Origin of the sequence: Nocardiopsis baichengensis YIM 90130, assembly GCF_000341205.1 — a bacterium.
GTDB classification, from domain to species: domain Bacteria; phylum Actinomycetota; class Actinomycetes; order Streptosporangiales; family Streptosporangiaceae; genus Nocardiopsis_A; species Nocardiopsis_A halophila.
This window is the reverse complement of record NZ_ANAS01000005.1, coordinates 57747-78157: the sequence shown is the minus strand read 5'-3', so window position 1 is coordinate 78157 and position 20411 is coordinate 57747. Positions and strand designations below refer to the sequence as shown.

Sequence of the window (20411 nt, the reverse complement as noted above, 5' to 3'; positions counted from 1 at the left end):
AAACCGAATATGGTTCGGTTAGAACCGTCCGAGTCGGCCGCGACCCCCTGGAGGACAGCATGGCCGAGGCATACATCGTCGGGGCCGTCCGAACCCCCGTCGGTACCAAGAAGGGCGCGCTCGCCGGGGTGCACCCGGCGGACCTGGGCGCCCACGTGCTCAAGGAGCTCATGGAGCGCACCGGCGCCGACCCCGGGGCCGTCGAAGACGTGGTCATGGGCTGCGTCAGCCAGGTCGGCCCGCAGTCGCTCGACCTGGCGCGCACCGCCTGGCTCTCGGCCGGGCTGCCCGAGACCGTCGCCGGGGTGACCATCGACCGCCAGTGCGGCTCCTCCCAGCAGGCGATCCACTTCGCCGCGCAGGGCGTCATGTCCGGCACGCAGGACCTGGTGGTCGCCTCCGGCGTGGAGAACATGGGCATGGTCCCCATGGGCGCCAGCGTCAAGTTCGCCCTGGACCAGGGGCTGCCGCTGTTCGGCGACGGCTGGACCGGCCGCTACGGGGACCAGGAGATCTCCCAGTTCCGCGGCGCCCAGCTGATGTGCGAGAAGTGGGGCTTCAAGCGCGCCGAGCTGGAGGAGTTCGCGCTGCAGAGCCACCGGCGCGCGGCCGCCGCCCTGGAGGCCGGGCGCTTCGACGACGAGACCGCGCCCCTGGCCGGGGTCGGGCGCGACGAGGGCGTGCGCCCGGACACCACGCTGGAGAAGATGGCCGGCCTGGACCCGCTGCGCGAGGGGTGGGAGCTGACCGCGGCGGTGGCCAGCCAGATCTCGGTCGGCGCCGGCGCGGTGCTGATCGCCTCGGAGCAGGCGGTGGAGCGGCACGGCCTGACCCCGCTGGCGCGCATCGTGCAGCTGTCCCTGCTCGGCGACGACCCGGTCTACATGCTCACCGCGCCGATCCCGGCCACCCGCCTGGCGCTGGAGAAGGCCGGGCTGTCCATCGGCGACATCGACGTCACCGAGATCAACGAGGCCTTCGCCCCGGTCCCGCTGGCCTGGGCCCGCGAGCTGGGCGCCGACATGGCCACGGTGAACCCCAACGGCGGCGCGATCGCGCTGGGGCACCCGCTGGGCGCCACCGGCGCGGTGCTGATGACCAAGCTGGTGCACGAGCTGCGCCGCTCGGGCGGCCGCTACGGGCTGCAGACCATGTGCGAGGGCGGCGGCCAGGCCAACGTCACCGTCATCGAGCGTGTGTGACCCCCTGCTCCAGGCCGAGCCAGCCGGCCATCGACTCCAGCTCGGCCTGGAGGGCCGCTGACGTCTCCTCGGGCGCGTCCGGCTCCAGCGTGGTGCGGCGCGCCAGCAGCCGCCCGGCGGCCCGGTCGGCCTTCAGGTCGACCCGGGCCACCAGGCGGTCGCCCAGCAGGAACGGCAGGACGTAGTAGCCGTGCACCCGCTTCGCGGCGGGGACGTAGATCTCCAGCCGGTAGCGGAAGCCGAACAGGGCCTCGGTGCGGTCCCGCTCCCAGACCAGGGAGTCGAAGGGGCTCAGCAGGGCGCGGGCCCCGATCCGCCGCGGCACCCGGGCGTCGCGGTGCAGGTAGGCGGGGGAGCCCCAGCCCTCCACCCGGACGGGGACCAGTTCGCCGGAGTCGGCCAGGTCGGCCACGGCGGCCCGGCCGTGGGCGGCGTTGAGGCGGAAGTAGTCGCGCAGGCAGCGCTCGGTGGCCACGCCGTGGGCGCGGGCGGCGATGCGCACCAGTTCGCGGCGGGCCTCCTCCGGGTCGGGGTCGGGGGCCGCGTGCACCTCGGCCGGCAGGACCCGGGAGGGCAGGTCGTAGCGGCGCTCGAACTGCGCGGTCCGGCCGTCGGCGGTGACCTCGCCGGACCAGAACAGGTACTCCAGCGCGCGCTTGACCAGGGACCAGTTCCACCCCCAGTGCTCCTTGGCGCGCGGTGCGTCGTGCTCCAGGGCTGCCTCGATCTCGCGGGAGGTGGCCGGCCCCGCGCGCTCGACCTCCTCCCGGACGGCCTTGACGAGGTCGCCGTGGTCCCGGGCGACCTCGCGCATGCCGCCCCAGGCCTCGTCCCGGGCCCGCGCCATCCGCCAGCGCAGCAGCCGGTGGGTCGCCGGCGGGACCAGGCTGGCCTCGTGCGCCCAGTACTCCACGAGGCGGCGGCCCCCGCGGCGGGACGCGGCCCGGTCGGGCAGGGCCCGGTCGTAGGGCCCCAGCCGGGAGAAGAACGGCAGGTAGTGGCTGCGGGAGAGCACGTTCACGCTGTCGATCTGGACGACGCCCACCCGGTCCACGACCCGCTGCACGTGCCGCAGGGTGGGCGCCCCGGAGGGCCGCCGGTCGGCGAACCCCTGCGCGGCGAGCGCGATGCGCCGGGCCTGCGCCGAGGAGACGGTGGAGTCGCGCCGGGGGTGCGGCGCAGGGGGCGTTTCGTACATGAGTGCTAACGTACACCCGCCCCCGGCCGTCAGCCCATCGTGCGGTGCTGGTCCTCGGCCTCGGAGGGGCCCGGCTCGGACGGGCCGATCATCGGCCCGGGGAGCGACGGGTCGAGGACGCCCTCCTCCAGCCAGGTGTAGCGGTCCTCCATGAGGCGGCGGGCCAGCTTGCCGTCGGTGTCGTCGGAGTTGTCCCACAGGGCGGCGAAGTGCCGCTCCACCCGCAGCCGGGACTGGCGGCAGAAGGCGTCGGCCAGCTCCATCCCGGCCGTGCCGCGCCCGTCGGGCCCCGTCTCGTGCTCGTGGCGGGCGCGCACCACCGCCGCGCTCATCGCGAACAGCTCGGCGCCGATGTCCACGATCCGCGCCAGGAACGCCTGGCGGGTCTCCATTCCGCCCTGCCAGCGGGACATGCCGTAGAAGGTCGAGCGCGCCATCCGCCGCGAGGCCCGCTCCACGAAGCGCAGGTGCCCGGCCAGCGGGCCGAACTCCGCGTAGGACCCCGGGCGCTGCCCCTGCCCGACCACCAGCGACGGCAGCCAGGACGCGTAGAACCCGCCCGCCTTGGCCAGGGCCCGCGCCTTGGCCCGCGGGTCGGCGTCCGGGTCGATCAGGTCGCCGGCCACCGACAGATGCGCGTCCACCGCCTCGCGGGCGATGAGCAGGTGCATGATCTCGGTGGAGCCCTCGAAGATGCGGTTGATCCGCAGGTCCCGCAGCAGCTGCTCGGCGGGCACGCCCCGCTCGCCGCGGGCCGCCAGCGAGTCGGCGGTCTCGTAGCCGCGGCCGCCGCGGACCTGCACCAGCTCGTCGGCGATCTCCCAGGCGCGCTCGGAGGCCCACAGCTTGGCGATGGCCGCCTCGATCCGGATGTCCTTGCGCCGGTCGTCGGCCATCTGGCCGGCCAGCTCCAGCATCGCCTCCATCGCGTAGGTGGTGGCGGCGATGAAGGCGACCTTCTTGGACACCTCCTCGTGGCGCCCCACCGGGCGCCCCCACTGCACGCGCTCGCGCGCCCACTCCCGCGCGATGCGGGTGCACCACTTGCCGGCGCCCACGCACATGGCCGGGAGCGACAGCCGCCCGGTGTTCAGCGTGGACAGGGCGATCTTGAGGCCCTTGCCCTCGCCGCCGATCAGGTTCTCGGCCGGGACGCGCACCCGGTGGAAGCGGGTCACGCCGTTCTCGATGCCGCGCAGCCCCATGAACCGGTTGCGCCGCTCCACGGTGATGCCCGGGGAGTCGCCCTCGACGACGAACGCGCTGACGCCGCCGCGGTGCCCCTCGCCCTCGGGCACCCGGGCCATCACCACCAGCAGGTCGGCGACCACCCCGTTGGTGGTCCACAGCTTGACCCCGTCGAGCAGGTAGGCCGCCCCGTCCTCGGTGGGGACGGCGGTGGCGTGCAGCCGCGCCGGGTCGCTGCCCACGTCCGGCTCGGTGAGCAGGAAGGCGCTGATGTCGGTGGCGGCGCAGCGGGGCAGGAGGGCGCGCTTCTGCTCCTCGGTGCCGAACATCGCCACCGGCTGGGGCACGCCGATGGACTGGTGGGCCGAGAGCAGCGCGCCGATCGCCGGGCTGACCGAGCCCACCAGGGTCAGCGCGCGGTTGTAGTGCACCTGGCCCAGGCCGAGCCCGCCGTAGGCGCGGGGGATCTTCATGCCGAGCGCGCCCAGCTCCTTCAGGCCGCGCACCACCTCGTCGGGGATGCGCTCCTCGCGCTCGATGCGCTGGGCGTCGATGGTGGCGCAGAAGTCGCGCAGCCGGGCGAGGAACCGCTCGCCCTCCTCCTCGGCCCCGGCGTCCGGACGGGGGTAGGGGTGGATGAGGTCGAGCCGGAACCGGCCCAGGTAGAGCTCCTTGCCGAAGCTGGGCAGGCGCCACTCGCTCTCCCGCGCGGCCTCGGCGACCGCCCGCGCCTCCCGCTCGTCCGCGCCCGCCGCCGACGGGCGGCCGTTGACCGTGGTCATCGTGGGGATCACCTCACCGGTGGATACGGGGTATGGCCTCCATCACACCTCTACCCGCGGGTAGGGGCGACCACGCCTCACCCCGGCTCCTCGGGGGCGAAGGGGAACCGGACGGTGACCGCCGTCCCGGTGCCCCGCTCCGACTCGATGCCCGCGTCCCCGCCGTGCGCGGCGGCGATCGCCGCCACGATGGACAGCCCCAGCCCGCTGCCGCCCCCCGGCGACCGGGTCCCTCGGTGGAACCGGTCGAAGGCCCGGTCCAGGTCCGCGGTGCCCATCCCCGGCCCCTCGTCGCGCACCCGCAGCGCCGCGTACGGCCCGGACGCGCTCAGCCGCACCTCGACCGGGGTGCCCTCGGGGGTGTGCTCGGCCGCATTGGCCAGCAGGTTGGCCACCACCCGGCGGAACCGGGCCTCGTCCACCCGGCACTCCAGCGCGTCCGGCGCCCGCAGGACCACCGGCCGCTCCGGGTGCACCACCCGGTGGTCCTCCACCATGTCGCCGACCACCCGGACCAGGTCGGCCCCGTCCAGGTGGAGCGCGCCGGTGCGGTCCAGCCGGGCCAGCTCCAGCAGCTCGGCGACCAGGGTGCCCATCCGCTCGGCCTCGTCCTCGATGCGCTGCATCGCCCCGGACAGCTCCTGCTCGGGGATGGCGCCCTGGCGGCCCAGTTCGGCGTAGCCGCGGATGGTGGTCAGCGGGGTGCGCAGCTCGTGCGAGGCGTCGGCGGCGAAGGCCCGCACCCGCTCCTCGGAGGCACGCTGGGCGGCGAAGGCCCGCTCCAGCCGCCCCAGCATGGTGTTGATCGCCGACGCCAGCCGCCCCACCTCGCTGCCGCCCTCGGCCACCGGCATCCGCGCCGACAGGTCCGAGCCGGTGGAGATGCGGTCGGCGGTGGTGGCCATCCGGTCCAGCGGGTCCAGGCCGCGCCCGATCAGCCACCGCCCGGCCAGCAGCAGCCCGCCCAGCAGCAGCACCGCCGTGACCAGCTGCGTCAGCACGAGGTTCCAGGGGTACTCCTCGCGCTCGTTGGTGGGCACCGCGGTGACCATGAGCCCGTTCGCGCGCTGGCGCACCGTGGCCCGGTAGGGCGGGACCGAGGACTCGCGCCCGTCCAGGTCGACGATCTCCTCGGTCGCGCCCAGCCGGCGCAGTTCGCGCACCGGCACCTCCTCCAGCCGCGCCAGCACCACGTCGTCGCGCTCGAGGTCGCCGTAGACCTGGTTGACCCGGCCGGTTCCCCGGTCCACCAGCACCACCAGGTAGGGGGAGGGGCTGGGCGCCTCCACGCCCACCGGAGGGGTGTCGTTGTCCAGCCGCGCCATGGCCCGCTCGGCCGCCAGCACCACCTGGTCGTCGATCCGGTCGGTGATGTAGCCGCGCAGGGTCACGAACCCGACCACGCAGGTGACCAGCAGCCCGGCGGCGGTGACCGTGAGCAGGCCGACCAGCAGCCGGAAGCGCAGCCGCCCCGGGGCCATCTAGGAGCCGTCCGGGGACTGCAGCACGTAGCCCACGCCCCGGCGGGTGCGGATCAGCGGCGGCCCCAGCGGGTCGAGCTTGCGGCGCAGGTAGCTGACGTAGGTCTCCACGATCTGCGACTGGCCGGCGTAGTCCCAGCCCCAGACGTTCTCCAGCAGCTGGCGCCGGGTGACCACCTGCCCGGCGTTGTTCACCAGGTAGGCCAGCAGCCGGAACTCGGTGGGCGAGAGCTCCACCGGCACCCCGGCGCGCTCCACGCTCCACTTGCGGTCGTCCAGCACCAGGTCGGCGTAGCGCAGGAGGCCGCCCTGGTCGCGCACGGCGGCCCCGGCCCCCGCCGGGTCGCGGCGGGCGCGGCGCAGCAGGGCGCGGATCCGGGCGACCAGCGCCTCCACCGAGAAGGGCTTGGTGACGTAGTCGTCGCCGCCGAGGGTGAGCCCGGTGACGGTGTCGGCGGGGGTGTCCCGCGCGGTCAGGTAGATCACCGGCACGTCGTCGCCGTCCTCGCGGAGCTTGCGGCAGACCTCGAAGCCGCTGATGTCCGGCAGCAGCACGTCCAGCAGGATCAGGTCGGGGCGGGCGCCGCGGGCCGCCGCGAGCCCGCTCTGGCCGTCCTCGGCGTCGTCGACGGTGAACCCGTGGAACTGCAGGGCGGCGCGGACCAGGTCCCGGATGTTCGGCTCGTCGTCGATGACGAGGATGCGCTGGTCGGGGGAGTCGTCGGTCATGGCTGCTACCTCGGTGGCCGCACGGGTTCGGGTCCGGCCCTCCATGATGCCCCAGGCGCGGTGCGGCGCCGGTGCGCAGCGGGCGGGGCCGGTGCGGAGGACGGCCGCACCGGACCCGCCCGCTGCCCGCACTATGGCAGCGCCGCGGCGCCTTGTCCTCCCCGACACACGCCCGCCGGGCCGTTCTGCCGCATCCGGCCATGTCGCCCCCGAGCACTAGGCTGGTCGCCGTGCGTATAGCAACGTGGAACGTCAACAGCATGAGGGCCCGCAAGGACCGGGTCGCGGCCTGGCTGGAGCGCAGCGACGTCGACGTGGTCGCCGTCCAGGAGACCAAGTGCCGGGACGACCAGTTCCCGGTCGGGGTCTTCACCGAGGCCGGGTACGAGGTGGCCCACTTCGGCCTCTCCCAGTGGAACGGGGTCGCCATCGCCTCCCGTGTCGGACTGGAGGACGTGCGCACCTCCTTCCCCGACCAGCCCGGATGGGGCGACCCCGAGCAGGTCGAGGCGCGGGCGCTGTCCGCGGAGTGCGGCGGCGTGCGGGTGTGGAGCCTGTACGTGCCCAACGGGCGGGAGATCGACGACCCGCACTACGACTACAAGCTGCGCTGGCTGGAGGCGCTGCGCGCGGAGGGCGCGGCGCGGCTGGCGGAGGACCCCCGGGCCCAGATCGCCCTGTGCGGGGACTTCAACATCGCCCCGCAGGACGACGACGTGTGGGACATGGCCGAGTTCGAGGGCAAGACGCACGTCACCGACAAGGAGCGTGCGGCCTTCGCGGCCCTGGAGCAGGCCGGCTTCACCGACACGGCCCGCGCCTACACGCCCGGCCCCGGCGTCTACACCTTCTGGGACTACCAGGGCCTGTCCTTCCCCAAGAAGAAGGGGATGCGGATCGACTTCGTCCTCGCCTCGCCCGCGCTGGCCGAGCGGGTCTCGGGGGCGCGGGTCGACCGGGAGGAGCGCAAGGGCAAGGGCGCCTCCGACCATGCGCCGGTCATCGTCGAGGTCGACTGACCGGACCTGGGTAGAGTCGGCTCCGTGACATCGACATCGGCATCCAGAGCCGTCCCGCGCATCGCGGTCTACGGCAGCATCAACATGGACCTGGTCGCCTACGTGCCGGTGCGGCCGGCCAGCGGGGAGACCGTGGCGGGCACCGAGTTCCGCCAGGTTCCCGGCGGCAAGGGCGGCAACCAGGCGATCGCCGCGGCGCGGGCCGGAGGGGACGTGGCCTTCCTCGGCGCCGTGGGCGAGGACGCGTTCGGCGCGCAGATGCGCAGCGCCCTGGTGGACTCGGGGGTGGACGCCTCCGAGCTGCGCACCGTTCCCGGCTCCTCCGGGGTGGCGCACATCGTGGTCGAGGGCGACGGGGCCAACTCCATCATCGTGGTCCCCGGCGCCAACGGGGCGATGACCGGCCTGACCGGCGGCGAGCGGCGGATGCTCGCCGGGTGCGACGCGCTGCTGCTGCAGCTGGAGCTGCCGATGGAGGGCGTGGTCGCCGCGGCCCGCGCCGCCCGCGAGGCCGGGGTGCGCACCGTGCTCACCCCGGCGCCGGCCCGGGAGCTGCCCGACGAGCTGCTGGACCTGGTCGACCTGCTGGTGCCCAACCAGCACGAGGCGGCGGCGGTCACCGGCGAGCAGGACCCGCACCGGGCGCTGGAGGCGCTGCTGCGGCGGGTGCCCGAGGCGGTGGTCACGCTGGGCGGCGACGGGTCGCTGCACGGCGAGCGCGGCGGCGAGCCGGTGCACGTGCCCTCCCGGCCGGTGGAGGCGGTGGACACCACCGCGGCCGGGGACACCTTCTGCGGCGCCTTCGCGGTGGCCCGCGCCGAGGGGCGGGGCGCCGAGGAGAGCATGGAGTTCGGGGCCGCGGCGGCGGCGCTGTCGGTGCAGCGCCAGGGCGCCAGCACGTCGATGCCCCACCGCACCGAGATCGAGGCCCTGCTGGCCGGGTAGAGCACGCGGCCGGGTCCGCGGGACGGTCCTCGGGCCGTCCCGGGGCCCGGTGGTTCCTACTGCAGGTGGCCGATCTGGCGCAGCCATTCGGTCGGGTCGGCGTTCTGCACCCGCACCTCCAGGACGATGTCGACGGTGTCGCCGATGACGCGGGCGCCCCACGGGGACGGGCCGACGTCGGCGATGCCGAAGTCCGACAGCGTGATGGAGCCGTTGGCGGCGAAGAAGTGCGCGTGCACGCCCTCGGGGTCCTGCAGGTCGGGGGCCTCGCCGCCCCACTGGCAGTCCAGCTCCAGCGGCCGTGTGGTGCCGTGCACCGTCAGGTCGCCGTACATCCGGAAGGCGTTGCGGCCGCGCCCGCGGGCCTCCAGCGCGGTGGAGGTGAAGCGCATCTCCGGGTAGGCCGCGGTGTCGAGCAGGTCGGGGGAGCGCAGGTGGGCGTCGCGGGCCCGGACGCCGGTGCTGAGACTGTCGGTGCGCACCGTGGCGTCGACCTTGGAGGCGAGCGGGTCCTCGGCGACGTCGACGGTCCCCCAGGCGTCGCCGAAGGTGCCCTGCACCCGGCCGAAGCCCAGGTAGCGCGCGACGAAGATGATGCAGGAGTGCGCGGGGTCGACGTACCAGGTCCCCGGCTCCGGCCGCGGCGGCCGCGCGTCGGGCGGCGGTCCGGCCCCGTGATCGTGCACCATGTCTGATTCCCCCTATTGACACTGTTTTGTCGCTTTCCAGGCTAAACCCCGTAGCCGGGTGGCGACCGGCACAATGTTCAGGATGCCCGCGAATCAGCAGGTCACGACCGCGACGGCCGGAACCGGTCCCGGGCGGCCGCTTGAGTGCTGGGACGTCGGCGCCCTAACGGGCCGGATCCGTGTCGATCTCAGATGGGCCCCGAGTTCGCCGGTAAGGGCCCTACGTCCCGAGCCCAACGACGAGGGGGCGCCGGGCGAGAGGGGAGCGGCACCGCTGGCGGACGAGGCCGGGGCGTCGCTTTCGTCACATGCGTGAGCGGCCATCGTTCCCGAACGTCCCTTGACACGGGGGTTGGGGGGATCTGGGGGCGGGTGGGCGACATGGGGCGGGTATCGCAGAGCGCGAGCGGTTCTTTACAGTTCCTTCTGGCGCGCCCTCCCCACCGGCGCCCTACCGAGCCGGCGCCGCCGGCCCTCCCCGTTCCGGAGCGCGTGATCCCCATGGACCCAGACCCCACCAGGCCACCCGAGCGCGAAGAGCGCAACGAGCGCACGGCGTCCGCCGGGGACGGCTTCGCTTACACCGTGCCCCTCGGCGGCGCGCCGTCCAGGTCCGGCCGCTCCTCCGACCGTGAAACGGTCTTCACACCCCGCGTCCCTGCCGAAGAGCGGCCCGGCGGGTTCGCCGCCGGGGCGACCGAGGTCGTCGAACCCGCCGATGTGGTCGAGGTCCCCGGGGACGGCGCCGAAGCGCCGCTGTCGCGCTCCGAGCGCCGCCGCATCGAGCGGCGCCGGTCGCGCAACCGGAAGATCGCCGCGGGCGCGGTGGCCGGGGTGCTGGCGGTCGGCGCGTTCGCCGCCGTAGGGGCGGGGCTGTCCAAGGCCCGGCAGGAGGTCGGCGTGGACGTTCCCCCGGCCCCCACCGGTCTGCCGGGCGCCGAGACCACCGGGGGCGGGAGCGGCACGCCGTCCGGATCCGGCCGCGGCGAGGGCCCGAACGCCTCGGCCGATGCGGAGTCCGGCGTCACCGGGAGGGCCGAGCCCGGGGACGCGCCCGCGACCTCGGGCACCGGGCGGCCCGGTTCCTCCGGCGGCGGCGAGGGGGACCGGGAGCGGGACGGCCGCGAGGACGGCCGCGAGGACCGGCGCCCGGAGCGTCCCACGCGGGAGCCGGAGCCGCCGTCCACCCCGCCCGGCCAGGAGAGCCCCGACCCGCGGCCGACCGACCCCGGGCCCACAGGGGGGCCGGAGGAGCCGGACCCCGGCCCGGAGCCGTCCGAGTCCCCCGAACCGGGCGGCCCCTACATGACGGATTTCCACTGACGGTGGTGTCGGCCCGCCGCCCGGGCCGGGGCCGCGCCTACATCTGCTCCGGGGCGCGGACGCCCAGCAGCTCCAGGCCCTGCACCAGGATCCGGAGCGCGGCCGCGCACAGGGCGAGGCGGGAGGCGCGCCGCTCCTCGGTGTCGGCGGTGAGCACCGGGCAGTGCTCGTAGAACGTCGTCAGCTCCTGGGCCAGGTCGAACAGGTACCCGCACAGCCGGTGCGGCTCCAGCTCGTCGCCGACCAGCGCCACCGTCGGGCCGAAGCCCAGCAGGCGCAGCGCCAGGTCCCGCTCGGCCTTCTCGCCGATGGCGATGGCCCCCGACGCGGCCTCCTCCGGCGCCACCCCGCCCTTGCGGAAGATGGAGCGCAGCCGCGCCTGGGCGTACTGCAGGTAGGGGCCGGTGTTGCCGGTGAGCGCCAGCATCCGGTCGAAGTCGAACACGTACTCGGTGTCGTGCGAGACCGACAGGTCGGCGTACTTGACCGCTCCGATGCCCACCTCGCGCGCGATGTGCGCGCGGGTGTCGGCGTCCAGGTCGGGGCGGTTCTGCTCGACCACGGCGGAGGCGCGCTCGACCGCCTCGTCCAGCAGCTCCACCAGCCGGATCGGCTTGCCGCTGCGGGTGCGCAGGATCTTGCCGTCGGACCCCAGGACGTTGCCGATCTGCACATGGATCGGCTCGGTGCCCTCGGGCACCCACCCGGCCTTGCGGGCGGTCTCCCACACCATCCGGAAGTGCAGGTTCTGCGGGGCGCCGACGACGTAGAGCACGCGGTCGGCCTCGAGCTCCCGGGCGCGGTAGCGGATGGTGGCCAGGTCGGTGGTGGCGTACCCGTAGCCGCCGTCGCTCTTGCGGATGATCAGCGGCACCGGCCTGCCCTCGCGGCCGGTGTAGCCGTCGAGGAACACGCACAGGGCGCCGTCGCTCATCACCGCCAGGCCCTGGTCCTCCAGCTCCTGGCAGACCTCTTCGAGCATGTCGTTGTACATGCTCTCGCCGGCGAGGTCGGCGTCGGTGAGGGTGACCTCCAGCGTGGAGTAGACCCGGTTGAAGTAGGCCTTGGACAGCTCGATGAGGTCGCGCCAGATCTGCAGCGTCCCCTCGTCCCCGGCCTGCAGGGACACCACCCGCTTGCGGGCGCGCTCGGCGAACTCCTCCGAGCCGTCGAACTTGCCCTTGGCGGCCTGGTAGAAGGCGTTGGGGTCGCTCTTGAGCAGCTCGGCCTCGGCCGAGTCCTCGCCGACGTCGAGCAGGTGCTCGATGAGCATCCCGAAGGGGGTGCCCCAGTCGCCGACGTGGTTCTGCCGGACGACGTTGTGCCCGAGGAACTCCAGGGTGCGCGCCAGCGCGTCCCCCACCACGGTGGTGCGCAGGTGCCCGACGTGCATCTCCTTGGCGACGTTGGGCGCGGAGTAGTCGATCGGGATGTTCTGCCGCCGCTGCACCGGAACGCCCAGCCGGGCGTCGTCGAGCAGGGCGCGGGCCTGGGCGGCGATCCAGTCGTCGCGCAGGGTCAGGTTCACGAAGCCGGGGCCGCTGATCTCCACCTCGCGGCACAGGTCGTCGGAGTCCAGGTGCTCGACGATCTGCGCCGCGACCTCTCGCGGCTTTCGCCCCAGTCGCTTGGCCAGCGCCAGCGCGGCGTTGGCCTGGAAGTCGGCGAACTGGGAGGGGCGGATGACGGGGTCGGCGTCGGCGTACTCGGGCCCGAAGGCGGCACCGAGGGCGGACTGGACCCGTCGCGCGAGGATCTCTTGCGGGTCGGCCATGGGCCAAGCCTACCGACCGCCGTCACCTGGATTCCGTGACCTGCGCGGATGCGCCGCCATCCAGGCGACCCACCACGCGGCGGCCGTCACGAGCCCGGCGAGGGCGTACCAGGGCGCCCGCCACCAGGCCGGGGGCGCGTGCGCGGAGGGCGAGGCGCCGTCCGGCGGCGGGAGGGGGTCCGGGTGCGTGCCCTGGGCCGTGAGCGACCACACGAGGAACGCGTCGCCGACCGGGAGCGCGCCGCCGAGGTACCGGCGCTCCCCGCCGGCGGCGACCGGCAGTCCCAGCGCCTCGGCGAAGCCGGTGAGGGCGGCGGCCGAGGCGGTGTCGCCGTAGACCACGGCGTCGCCGAGGGCCACCGTGCTCGCCGACGCCGACAGCCCCAGGACCAGGGGGCCGGAGTCCACGTCGCCGGGGGAGTCGTCGCCGTGGGGGTGCTCGCGCACCCCGGGCAGCGGGGCGACGGGGGAGGCGAAGGCCTCCTGGAAGGCCGCGCGGTCGCGGGCCGCCCACGCGGGGTCGATGTCGGGGAGGAAGCGGAGCAGGAGCGCCTGCGAGCTGCCCCGGGCGCCTTCGGCCGGTGCGCCGGTGGCGGCGTCGGCCCGGTGCGGGATGAGTCCGGTGGCCGGGTCGGTGTGCGCGGCCGCGGCCTCCTTCCAGGCCGCCAGCAGGGAATCGTGGCCGTCGGTTCCGCGCACCCGGGCGTCCCGGGCCAGGGCGGCCGCGGCGACCACGCTGTCCACCGGCCAGGCCTGCCCGGGATAGGCCTCCAGGTAGGGGGTGCCGCGGTCGAGGGAGGCGGAGAAGGCGGAACGGAGCTCGGCGGTGTCCTCGGCCAGGCGCCCGGCCTCCTCGGGGGCGGCGTCCGGGCCTCCGGCCAGTTCGACGATGCGCACCCGCAGGTAGGTGCTCCATCCGGCGTGGAAGACGCCGTACGCGGGTTCGGCGCCGGCGGGGAAGGCGGCGGTCCCCTCGGGGGACTCCAGCCGGTCCAGCGCCCACCGGGCCTCCCACAGGGCCTCGTCGCGCAGGCGCGCATCGAGGGTGCCCGTGTCGGCCCGGGCGAGGCCGTAGAGGGCGTGGGTGAAGAAGTACCCCTCGGGGAAGAGCGCCTGCATGTCGGCTCCGGCGCCGTCGCGCAGGGCGGACCGCAGGAACGCGAGCCGGGGCGCGGCGTCGGCGGCGACCTCCTCGGGGGTCCGCTCCAGCGGGGAGGGGGAGTGCGAGCGCACCGCGCCGAGCACCGCGAGGGCGGTCACGGCGAGCGCGGTGAGGAGCGCGAGGAGGCGGGGGGCGGCCATGCGGCCGATGGTACGGGGCGGCCCTTCAGTGGTCGTCCGGGTGGCCCAGGCGGTGCAGCCAGCCCGCGCTCCGGCCCGCGGGGGAGACGCGGCGGCGGATCTGGTCGACGATGCGGCCCGCGGCCAGGTCGGCGGCGAGCAGGCAGGCCCGCTCGATGCCGCGGGCGCGGCTGGCGCCGTGCGCGATGACCACCGTGCCGTTGAGCCCCAGCAGCACCGCGCCGCCGGTGCTCTCGCTGTCCAGGTTCTCGCGCAGCTCCCGCAGCGCCCTGCGCTGGAGCAGGGCCCCGGCGCGGGCGCGGCGGGTGGAGGTCAGGGCGTCGTGCACGGCGTCGAAGGCGAACCGCACGGTCCCCTCCACGGTCTTCAGCGCCACGTTCCCGGTGAAGCCGTCGGTGACCACCACGTCCACCTGCCCGGCGAGCAGGTCGTGGCCCTCGACGTTGCCCCGGTAGTCCAGCCGGGGCGGCTCGGAGGCGGTCGCCGCCAGCAGCTCGGAGGTCTTGCGCGCCAGCCGGTTGCCCTTGCCCGGTTCGGCGCCGATCGTCAGCATGCCCACCCGGGGGTCGGCCACCCCGTGGGCGGTGTGCGCGTAGGCGGCGCCCAGCTGGGCGAACTGCACCAGCATCTCCGGCTTGGCGTCGGCGTTGGCGCCCGCGTCCAGCAGCACCGTGGGGCGCGGGCGGGTGGGCAGCACCACCGCCAGCGCCGCCCGCAGCACCCCCGGCTGGGTGCGCAGCCGGACCGTGGAGGTGGCCACCACGCCCCCGGTCGACCCGGCCGACACCAGCGCCGAGGCGTCCCCCTGGCGGATCAGCTTGCAGGCCACCGCGACGCTGGAGCGCGGGCGGCGCCACCCGGCCAGGGCGCCCTCGTTCATGGCCAGGGTGTCCTCGGCGTGCACCACCGGGACCTCGCCGGTGGCACCGTGCTCGGCCAGCAGCGCGGTGAGCTCGGAGAGCCGCCCCACCAGCACCACCCGCAGTCCGTGCCCGCGCACCGCGGCCACCGCGCCGGCCACCGTCTCGGCGGGACCGTGGTCGCCGCCCATGGCGTCCAGGGCGATGACCGGGCCGCCGCGCGGCGCCGCGGCCGTCGCCTCCGCTCCGGACCGGGTCTGGTTCACGTGTGGATCCTCACTGTTCCGCGGGGGCCGGCGGTGGACCGCCGCGCCCGGGGCCGACGTCTTCGCGCACGTGGTGGGGGTGTGCCCGCTCCCCGGGCAAGGCTATGCCGGATCGGCGGGCGCGTGCCGGGCGCCCGGAGGAACCGGAGGTCAGGAGGGTATTTGCGGAAAGTGGGTAAGAATCAGCGAAGATCGGGTATATCGGTCGGCTGGTCAGGAGGGTGACCACTCCGGGCCCGACAACACACATGTATGTGATCTCGCCGGGCGCCCCCGCTCTGCCGGGGGCGCCCGGATCAGGCCTGTCCTGCCGCCGGCGGGGCGCGCCTGCCGCACCCTGAAGGGAGACGCGTGAGCTTGACGCAAGACGCGGCACTGTCCCCGTCCGCGGGACGTCGCTTCCGTGCCTACACCTCGAAGCACCTGGACGAGTTGACGGCGCGGGCCGGCCTCGGCGAGGACGAGCGGCTCGCCGTTCGCGCTGTCGCCACGGTGCTGCCGTTCCGTGTCAACAGCTACGTCATCGACGAGCTGATCGACTGGGACGCCGCCCCCGACGATCCGATCTACCGGCTCGTCTTCCCCCAGGCGGACATGCTGCCCGCCGAGGACGTCGCACGGATGGCGGATCTTCTGCGCCAGGACGCGCCGAGGAAGGAGATCAACCAGGCGGCCAACGAGATCCGGGCCAAGCTCAACCCGCATCCGGCCGGCCAGATGGATCTCAACGTGCCCAAGGTCGACGGGCAGGACCCGTTGGAGGGCATGCAGCACAAGTACCGCGAGACGGTGCTGTTCTTCCCCAAGCAGGGGCAGACCTGCCACGCCTACTGCACCTACTGCTTCCGGTGGGCGCAGTTCGTGGGCGAGCCCGATCTGAAGTTCGCCTCCGGCGAGGTGGACCACCTGGTCCGCTACCTCAAGGAGAACCCGCAGGTCACCAGTGTCCTGTTCACCGGCGGCGACCCGATGATCATGGGCGAGGGGGTGATCTCCAAGTACATCGAGCCGCTGCTGGAGGTCGAGACCCTCGAGTCCATCCGGATCGGCACCAAGGCGCTGGCCTACTGGCCGCAGCGGTTCGTCACGGACCCGGACGCCGACGACACCCTGCGCCTGTTCGAGAAGGTCACCGAGTCGGGCAAGAACCTGGCCTTCATGGCCCACTTCAGCCACCCCAACGAGCTGGAGCCCGAGCTGGTCCACGAGGCGGTGCGCCGCATCCAGGCCACCGGGGCCGTGATCCGCACCCAGGCGCCGCTGATCCGCACGATCAACGACGACCCGGCCGTGTGGGAGCGCATGTGGCGCATGCAGCTGCGGATGAACATGGTCCCCTATTACATGTTCGTCGAGCGCGACACCGGCCCGCAGGACTACTTCGCCGTCCCGCTGGCCGAGGCCTACGAGATCTTCCGCAACGCCTACAAGAACGTCTCGGGCCTGGCGCGGACCGTGCGCGGCCCGTCCATGTCGGCCACCCCGGGCAAGGTGTGCGTGGACGGCGTCACCGAGATCGCCGGGGAGAAGGTGTTCGTGCTGCACCTGATCCAGGCGCGCGACCCCGAGCTGGTGGGCAAGCCGTTCTTCGCCAAGTACGACGAGAAGGCGGCCTGGCTCTTCGACCTGGAGCCCGCCCTGGGGGCGACCCACTTCCCCTACGAGGAGGCCCCGCCCGAGGACGTCTCCGAGCTGGTCGACCAGGCCCGCGCCTGACCCGCGGCGGCCCCGCCCTCCGCGCGCGGGCGGGGCCCTAGCCGTCGGTGCGCCGGCCCGCGGCCGGCACGGGCGAGGAGCGGGGCCCGTGCATGTTGCGGGAGAAGGCGGTGGCCGCCAGCCCCGCGGCCATTGCGGCCACCGCCACCCAGCCGACCTCCCGGAACGTGTCGGTGAAGGCCTGGGAGAAGACCTGCCCGGCCAGCTCGGACAGGCGGTCGGCCACCGCGTCGGGCATGCCCTCGGGGGGCTGGGACGGGGCCGGCCCGCCCAGCTCCACCCCGGCACCGTGCTCGGGCTCGACCGCCTCGGCGAACGGCCCGCGCGCCTCGGGCGGCAGGTCCTGGGCCGCCTCCCGCGCCTCGCGCACCGTGTTCTCCGCGAGCGAGGCCTGCATCAGCGCCCCCACCACGGCGCCGCCCAGCACCGAGCCCAGCTGCCGGACGGTGTTCAGCACCCCGGAGGCGGCGCCGGCCATCCGCGGGTCGACCCGGTACACCGCCAGCGAGTTCATCGGCCCGAACACCGACGCCACCCCCAGCCCCATCAGGGCGAGCGGCAGCACGAACGCCCACCACGGCGAGTCCGGGCGGGCGATCAGCAGCAGCCACGCCAGCCCGCCGGCGAACACCGCGAACCCGGCCATGAGCAGGTACTTCCCGCCGAGCCGGTCCACCCAGCGGCCCACCACGGGCGCGGCCACCATGGACAGCACCGACATCGGCGCCATCGTCAGCCCGGCCGCGAGCGCGGTCATCCCCAGCGCCGACTGCAGGTAGATGGTGAACAGCAGCGAGTGGCCGATCAGCGCCACCGACACCAGCGCCGCGCTCAGGCTCATCAGGCTGAAGTTGCGGTCGGCGAACAGCCCGAACGGGATCAGCGGGTCGCGCCCCTGCCGGGCGCGCTGCTGTACCAGCAGCGCGGCGAACAGCAGCGCGCTCAGGGCGAACAGCAGCGGGATGCTCACCGGGCCGTAGACCGTCCCCCACCGGAAGCGCTCGCCCTCGACCAGGGCGAAGGCGAGCAGTCCCAGCGCGGCGGTCGCCAGGGCCACGCCGGCCGGGTCGAACCGCGGACGGTGCTCGGGCCGGGGGTCGGGCGGGATGAGCACGGCCCCCAGCACCAGGGCCAGGGCGCCGAAGGGGATGTTGACGAAGAAGATGGAACGCCAGTCGAAGGCGGTCACCAGCAGCCCGCCCAGGGTCGGCCCGGCGACCGTGGCCAGGCCCGCCACGGCGCCCCACACCCCCATCGCGGTGCCGCGCCGCTCCGGCGGGAAGACCCGCACCAGCAGCGCCATGGTCTGCGGCATCATCACCGCCGCCCCGACCCCCTGCAGGGCGCGGGCCGCGATCAGCCACCCGGCGCCCGGGGCCAGCCCGCACAGCACCGAGGCGCCGGTGAAGGCGGCCACCCCGACCAGGAAGAGGCGGCGCTGGCCGAACAGGTCGCCCAGCCGCCCGGACGTGATGATCAGGACCGCCAGGGCGAGCGTGTAGACGTTGACGACCCACAGGACCTCGTCGGCGGCCGCGCCCAGGCGCCGGATCATGTCCGGGATCGCGATGTTGACGATCGTCAGGTCCAGCAGGGTCATGAAGAACCCCAGGCACAGGGCCGCGAGGATGGCCCACGGGTTCCCCCGGATCGATCGCATGCGCGCCTCCCTGCGGACCCGGTCATCCTATGTGCCGGACCCCGGTGTTCCCCGGCCGGATTCCGCCGAACCGGGCGTGCCGGGCGCCGCGGCGTGCATAATCGGTCGGCGACGCGGCAGATCGGGAGAGTCGGCGCATGGCCGGTTGGTTCGACGGGACGGTGGTGGACGCCGGGCGGCTGCCCCTGTTCACCTTCTTCGTGGCGTTCGTGGCGGGGTTCCTGCTGATCCGGGCCAGCGTCCGGATGATCCGCGCGGGCGTGCGGTGGTGGCCGGGCAACGTCCGGGCGGGCGGGGTCCACGTGCACCACGTGGTGTTCGGGGTCGGGCTGATGCTGCTCGGCGGCCTGGGGCTGCTGGTGGTGCAGGAGCGGGCGGGCGCGCCGGTCGTCGCCGCGGCGGCCTGCTTCGGGCTGGGGGCGGCGCTGGTGCTCGACGAGTTCGCGCTGATCCTGCACCTGCGCGACGTGTACTGGACCGAGCGGGGGCGGGCCTCGGTGGACGCGGTCTTCGTCGCGGTGGGGCTGACCGGGCTGCTGCTGACGGGGCTGCGGCCGTTCGGCTGGAGCGGAGCCGGGGTGGCCGGCGACGCGCTGCCGGCGCTGGCCGCGGTGAACCTGGCCGGGTCGGTGGTGAGCCTGCTCAAGGGCAAGATCTGGACCGGGCTGACGGGGGTGTTCGTGCCCGGGCTGTCGGTGGTGGCGGCGGTGCGGCTGGCGGTCCCGGGGTCGCCGTGGGCGCGCCGGCGCTACCCGGAGGGCTCGGCCAAGCTCGCCGCGGCCCTGGCGCGCGACCGGCGCCTGCGCCGCCCGGTGATCCGCGCCAAGATCCGGGTCCAGGAGTTCATCGCGGGCCGGCACGACCTGCCCGAGGCGCCCGCGGTTCCCGAGCCCCGGGGGCCGCGCCGTCCCGCCCCGGCACGGCGGCCGACCTGAGCGCCTGTTGTCCTGACAAGCGCACATCACGACCGATGGCCGCCGTGTGCGGGCGGCGGCGGTAGGGTGGCAGGTCATGGCACTCACCGGCAGGAGCAGGGGGCGTCGGCGCGGGCTCGTCATCGGCGTCGACATCGGCGGGACCAAGGTCGCCGCGGGTGTGGTCAACCCGGCGGGGCGGGTGCTGGCCCGCGAACGCGGGGAGACCCCGGAGCGCAGCAAGAGCCCCAAGGTGGTCGAGGACACCATCGCCGAGGTGGTCGAGCGGCTGCGCCGCCGGTACCCGGTCACGGCGGTCGGCGTGGGCGCGGCGGGGTTCGTCGACCGGAACCGCTCCTCGGTGCTGTTCGCGCCGCACCTGTCGTGGCGGGGCGAGCCGTTGCGGACGGCGCTGACCGCGCGGTTGGGGCTGCCGGTCGCGGTGGAGAACGACGCCAACGCCTCGGCCTGGGCGGAGATGCGGCTGGGCGCCGGGCGGGGGGCCTCGGACGCGGTGGTGGTGAACCTGGGCACCGGCATCGGCGGCGCGGTGGTGCTGGACGGTGCGCTGTACCGGGGGCGGCACGGCATCGCCGGGGAGTTCGGGCACATGGCCGTGGTGCAGGACGGGCACCGGTGCGAGTGCGGCAACCGGGGGTGCTGGGAGCAGTACGCCAGCGGCAACGCGGTCACCCGCGAGGCGCGCGAGCTGGCGGCGGCCGACTCGCCGGTGGCCCGGGGGCTGCTGCAGGCGGTCGGCGGGGACCCGGCGCGGATCACTGGCCCGTTGGTCGCCGAGCTGGCCGCCGGGGGCGATCGGGCCTGTGTGGAGGTGTTGGAGGATGTGGGCCGCTGGCTGGGCAAGGGGCTGGCCGACCTGGCGGCCGCTTTCGATCCGGAGCTGTTCATCATCGGCGGTGGTGTGTCCGAGTGCGGCGATCTGCTGCTCGGTCCGGCGCGCAGTGCCTTCCGGAGGCACCTGGCCGGGCGCGGGTACCGGCCCGAGGCCGGGATCGTGCAGGCGCGGCTGGGAAACGAGGCAGGGCTGGTCGGCGCGGCCCTCCTGGCCCGCGAGGAGCCGCCCCGGCGTGTCCGCGGGGGCGGGAGCGCCACGGGCGGGAAGGGCACGAAGGCGAGGGGCCCCCGCCACCTCGTCCACCGGAGGAGCCCGCGCCGCAGGGCGTAGCGATCCCGGCCGGTGGGCCCTTCCTCGTCCGGGGCCGTGACCCCTGACGTTTGGAACCGGTGGCCTATGCGGCCTCGGTTAGTGGCCCGTCATCGTCGTCCCCGCCGGGCCCTCGCCCCGGTCGGCGGGTGGTGTCCCGGTGGCCTCCGGCCCCGGTGCGCGCCCCCGGGGGCGGCC

Annotated in this window: 16 protein-coding genes; 7 read left to right on the top strand and 9 right to left on the bottom strand. The window is 74.8% G+C overall.

The annotated features are described in order from the left end of the window. The first annotated feature begins 59 nt into the window (after window positions 1–59). Window positions 60–1202 (top strand): acetyl-CoA C-acetyltransferase, encoded by a 1143-nt coding sequence (locus C892_RS0103915; protein ID WP_017538701.1) that lies wholly within the window; start codon window positions 60–62, stop codon window positions 1200–1202. Here the strand turns inward: C892_RS0103915 and C892_RS0103910 are convergent. From C892_RS0103910 to C892_RS0103895, 4 genes are all read right to left on the bottom strand, one after another. Then, window positions 1186–2400 carry a winged helix-turn-helix domain-containing protein gene (locus tag C892_RS0103910; RefSeq protein WP_017556159.1) on the bottom strand — a complete coding sequence of 405 codons (1215 nt, stop codon included), beginning with the start codon at window positions 2398–2400 and terminating at the stop codon, window positions 1186–1188. The two genes, C892_RS0103915 and C892_RS0103910, sit on opposite strands and share 17 nt — an antisense overlap. A gap of 29 nt (window positions 2401–2429) precedes the next feature. Further along, window positions 2430–4370, bottom strand: a complete 1941-nt coding sequence (locus C892_RS0103905; RefSeq protein WP_026124125.1) for an acyl-CoA dehydrogenase family protein — start codon at window positions 4368–4370, stop codon at window positions 2430–2432. Between the two features lie 77 nt (window positions 4371–4447). Continuing rightward, window positions 4448–5851, bottom strand: a complete 1404-nt coding sequence (locus C892_RS0103900; protein ID WP_017556157.1) for a sensor histidine kinase — start codon at window positions 5849–5851, stop codon at window positions 4448–4450. After that, window positions 5852–6580, bottom strand: a complete 729-nt coding sequence (locus tag C892_RS0103895; RefSeq protein ID WP_017538705.1) for a response regulator transcription factor — start codon at window positions 6578–6580, stop codon at window positions 5852–5854. It abuts the gene before it with no gap. 230 nt (window positions 6581–6810) lie between these two features. Here C892_RS0103895 and C892_RS0103890 point away from each other — a divergent pair, with 230 nt between their 5' ends. Together C892_RS0103890 and C892_RS0103885 are read left to right on the top strand one after the other, a co-directional pair. Then, window positions 6811–7599 (top strand): exodeoxyribonuclease III, encoded by a 789-nt coding sequence (locus tag C892_RS0103890; protein WP_193374739.1) that lies wholly within the window; start codon window positions 6811–6813, stop codon window positions 7597–7599. A 24-nt stretch (window positions 7600–7623) separates the two neighbouring features. Beyond that, complete coding sequence (locus tag C892_RS0103885; RefSeq protein WP_083934313.1) at window positions 7624–8544, top strand: ribokinase; 921 nt, start codon at window positions 7624–7626, stop codon at window positions 8542–8544. 56 nt (window positions 8545–8600) lie between these two features. Here the strand turns inward: C892_RS0103885 and C892_RS0103880 are convergent, their stop codons facing one another. Beyond that, the gene (locus C892_RS0103880) at window positions 8601–9233 is read right to left on the bottom strand and encodes a YceI family protein (protein WP_017556155.1); all 633 of its coding nucleotides are present in this window, start codon (window positions 9231–9233) and stop codon (window positions 8601–8603) included. A gap of 501 nt (window positions 9234–9734) precedes the next feature. Here C892_RS0103880 and C892_RS29910 point away from each other — a divergent pair. Further along, on the top strand, window positions 9735–10556 hold the full coding sequence (locus C892_RS29910) for a hypothetical protein (protein WP_017556154.1): 822 nt from the start codon (window positions 9735–9737) through the stop codon (window positions 10554–10556). 37 nt (window positions 10557–10593) lie between these two features. Here the strand turns inward: C892_RS29910 and argS are convergent, their stop codons facing one another. From argS to plsX, 3 genes are read right to left on the bottom strand one after another with little or no spacing between them, the layout of a single operon-like run. After that, the gene (gene argS / locus C892_RS0103870) at window positions 10594–12330 is read right to left on the bottom strand and encodes an arginine--tRNA ligase (protein WP_017556153.1); all 1737 of its coding nucleotides are present in this window, start codon (window positions 12328–12330) and stop codon (window positions 10594–10596) included. A gap of 9 nt (window positions 12331–12339) precedes the next feature. Further along, the gene (locus C892_RS32535; protein ID WP_017556152.1) at window positions 12340–13632 is read right to left on the bottom strand and encodes a hypothetical protein; all 1293 of its coding nucleotides are present in this window, start codon (window positions 13630–13632) and stop codon (window positions 12340–12342) included. A gap of 25 nt (window positions 13633–13657) precedes the next feature. Continuing rightward, window positions 13658–14758, bottom strand: coding sequence for a phosphate acyltransferase PlsX (plsX, locus tag C892_RS0103860; protein ID WP_017556151.1), 1101 nt, complete (start codon window positions 14756–14758; stop codon window positions 13658–13660). Window positions 14759–15190: 432 nt separating this feature from the next. Between plsX and C892_RS0103855 the strand changes: the two genes are divergently transcribed. Then, the gene (locus tag C892_RS0103855; protein ID WP_017556150.1) at window positions 15191–16474 is read left to right on the top strand and encodes a KamA family radical SAM protein; all 1284 of its coding nucleotides are present in this window, start codon (window positions 15191–15193) and stop codon (window positions 16472–16474) included. Window positions 16475–16511: 37 nt separating this feature from the next. On the opposite strand, the gene C892_RS0103850 is transcribed toward C892_RS0103855, so the two are convergent. After that, on the bottom strand, window positions 16512–18134 hold the full coding sequence (locus tag C892_RS0103850) for an MDR family MFS transporter (protein WP_017556149.1): 1623 nt from the start codon (window positions 18132–18134) through the stop codon (window positions 16512–16514). Window positions 18135–18271: 137 nt separating this feature from the next. Here C892_RS0103850 and C892_RS0103845 point away from each other — a divergent pair, with 137 nt between their 5' ends. Next, a complete protein-coding gene (locus C892_RS0103845) occupies window positions 18272–19069 on the top strand; it encodes a hypothetical protein (protein ID WP_017556148.1) in 798 nt (265 codons plus the stop codon). A gap of 76 nt (window positions 19070–19145) precedes the next feature. Next, window positions 19146–20234 carry an ROK family glucokinase gene (locus C892_RS0103840; protein ID WP_017556147.1) on the top strand — a complete coding sequence of 363 codons (1089 nt, stop codon included), beginning with the start codon at window positions 19146–19148 and terminating at the stop codon, window positions 20232–20234. Window positions 20235–20411: the final 177 nt, after the last annotated feature.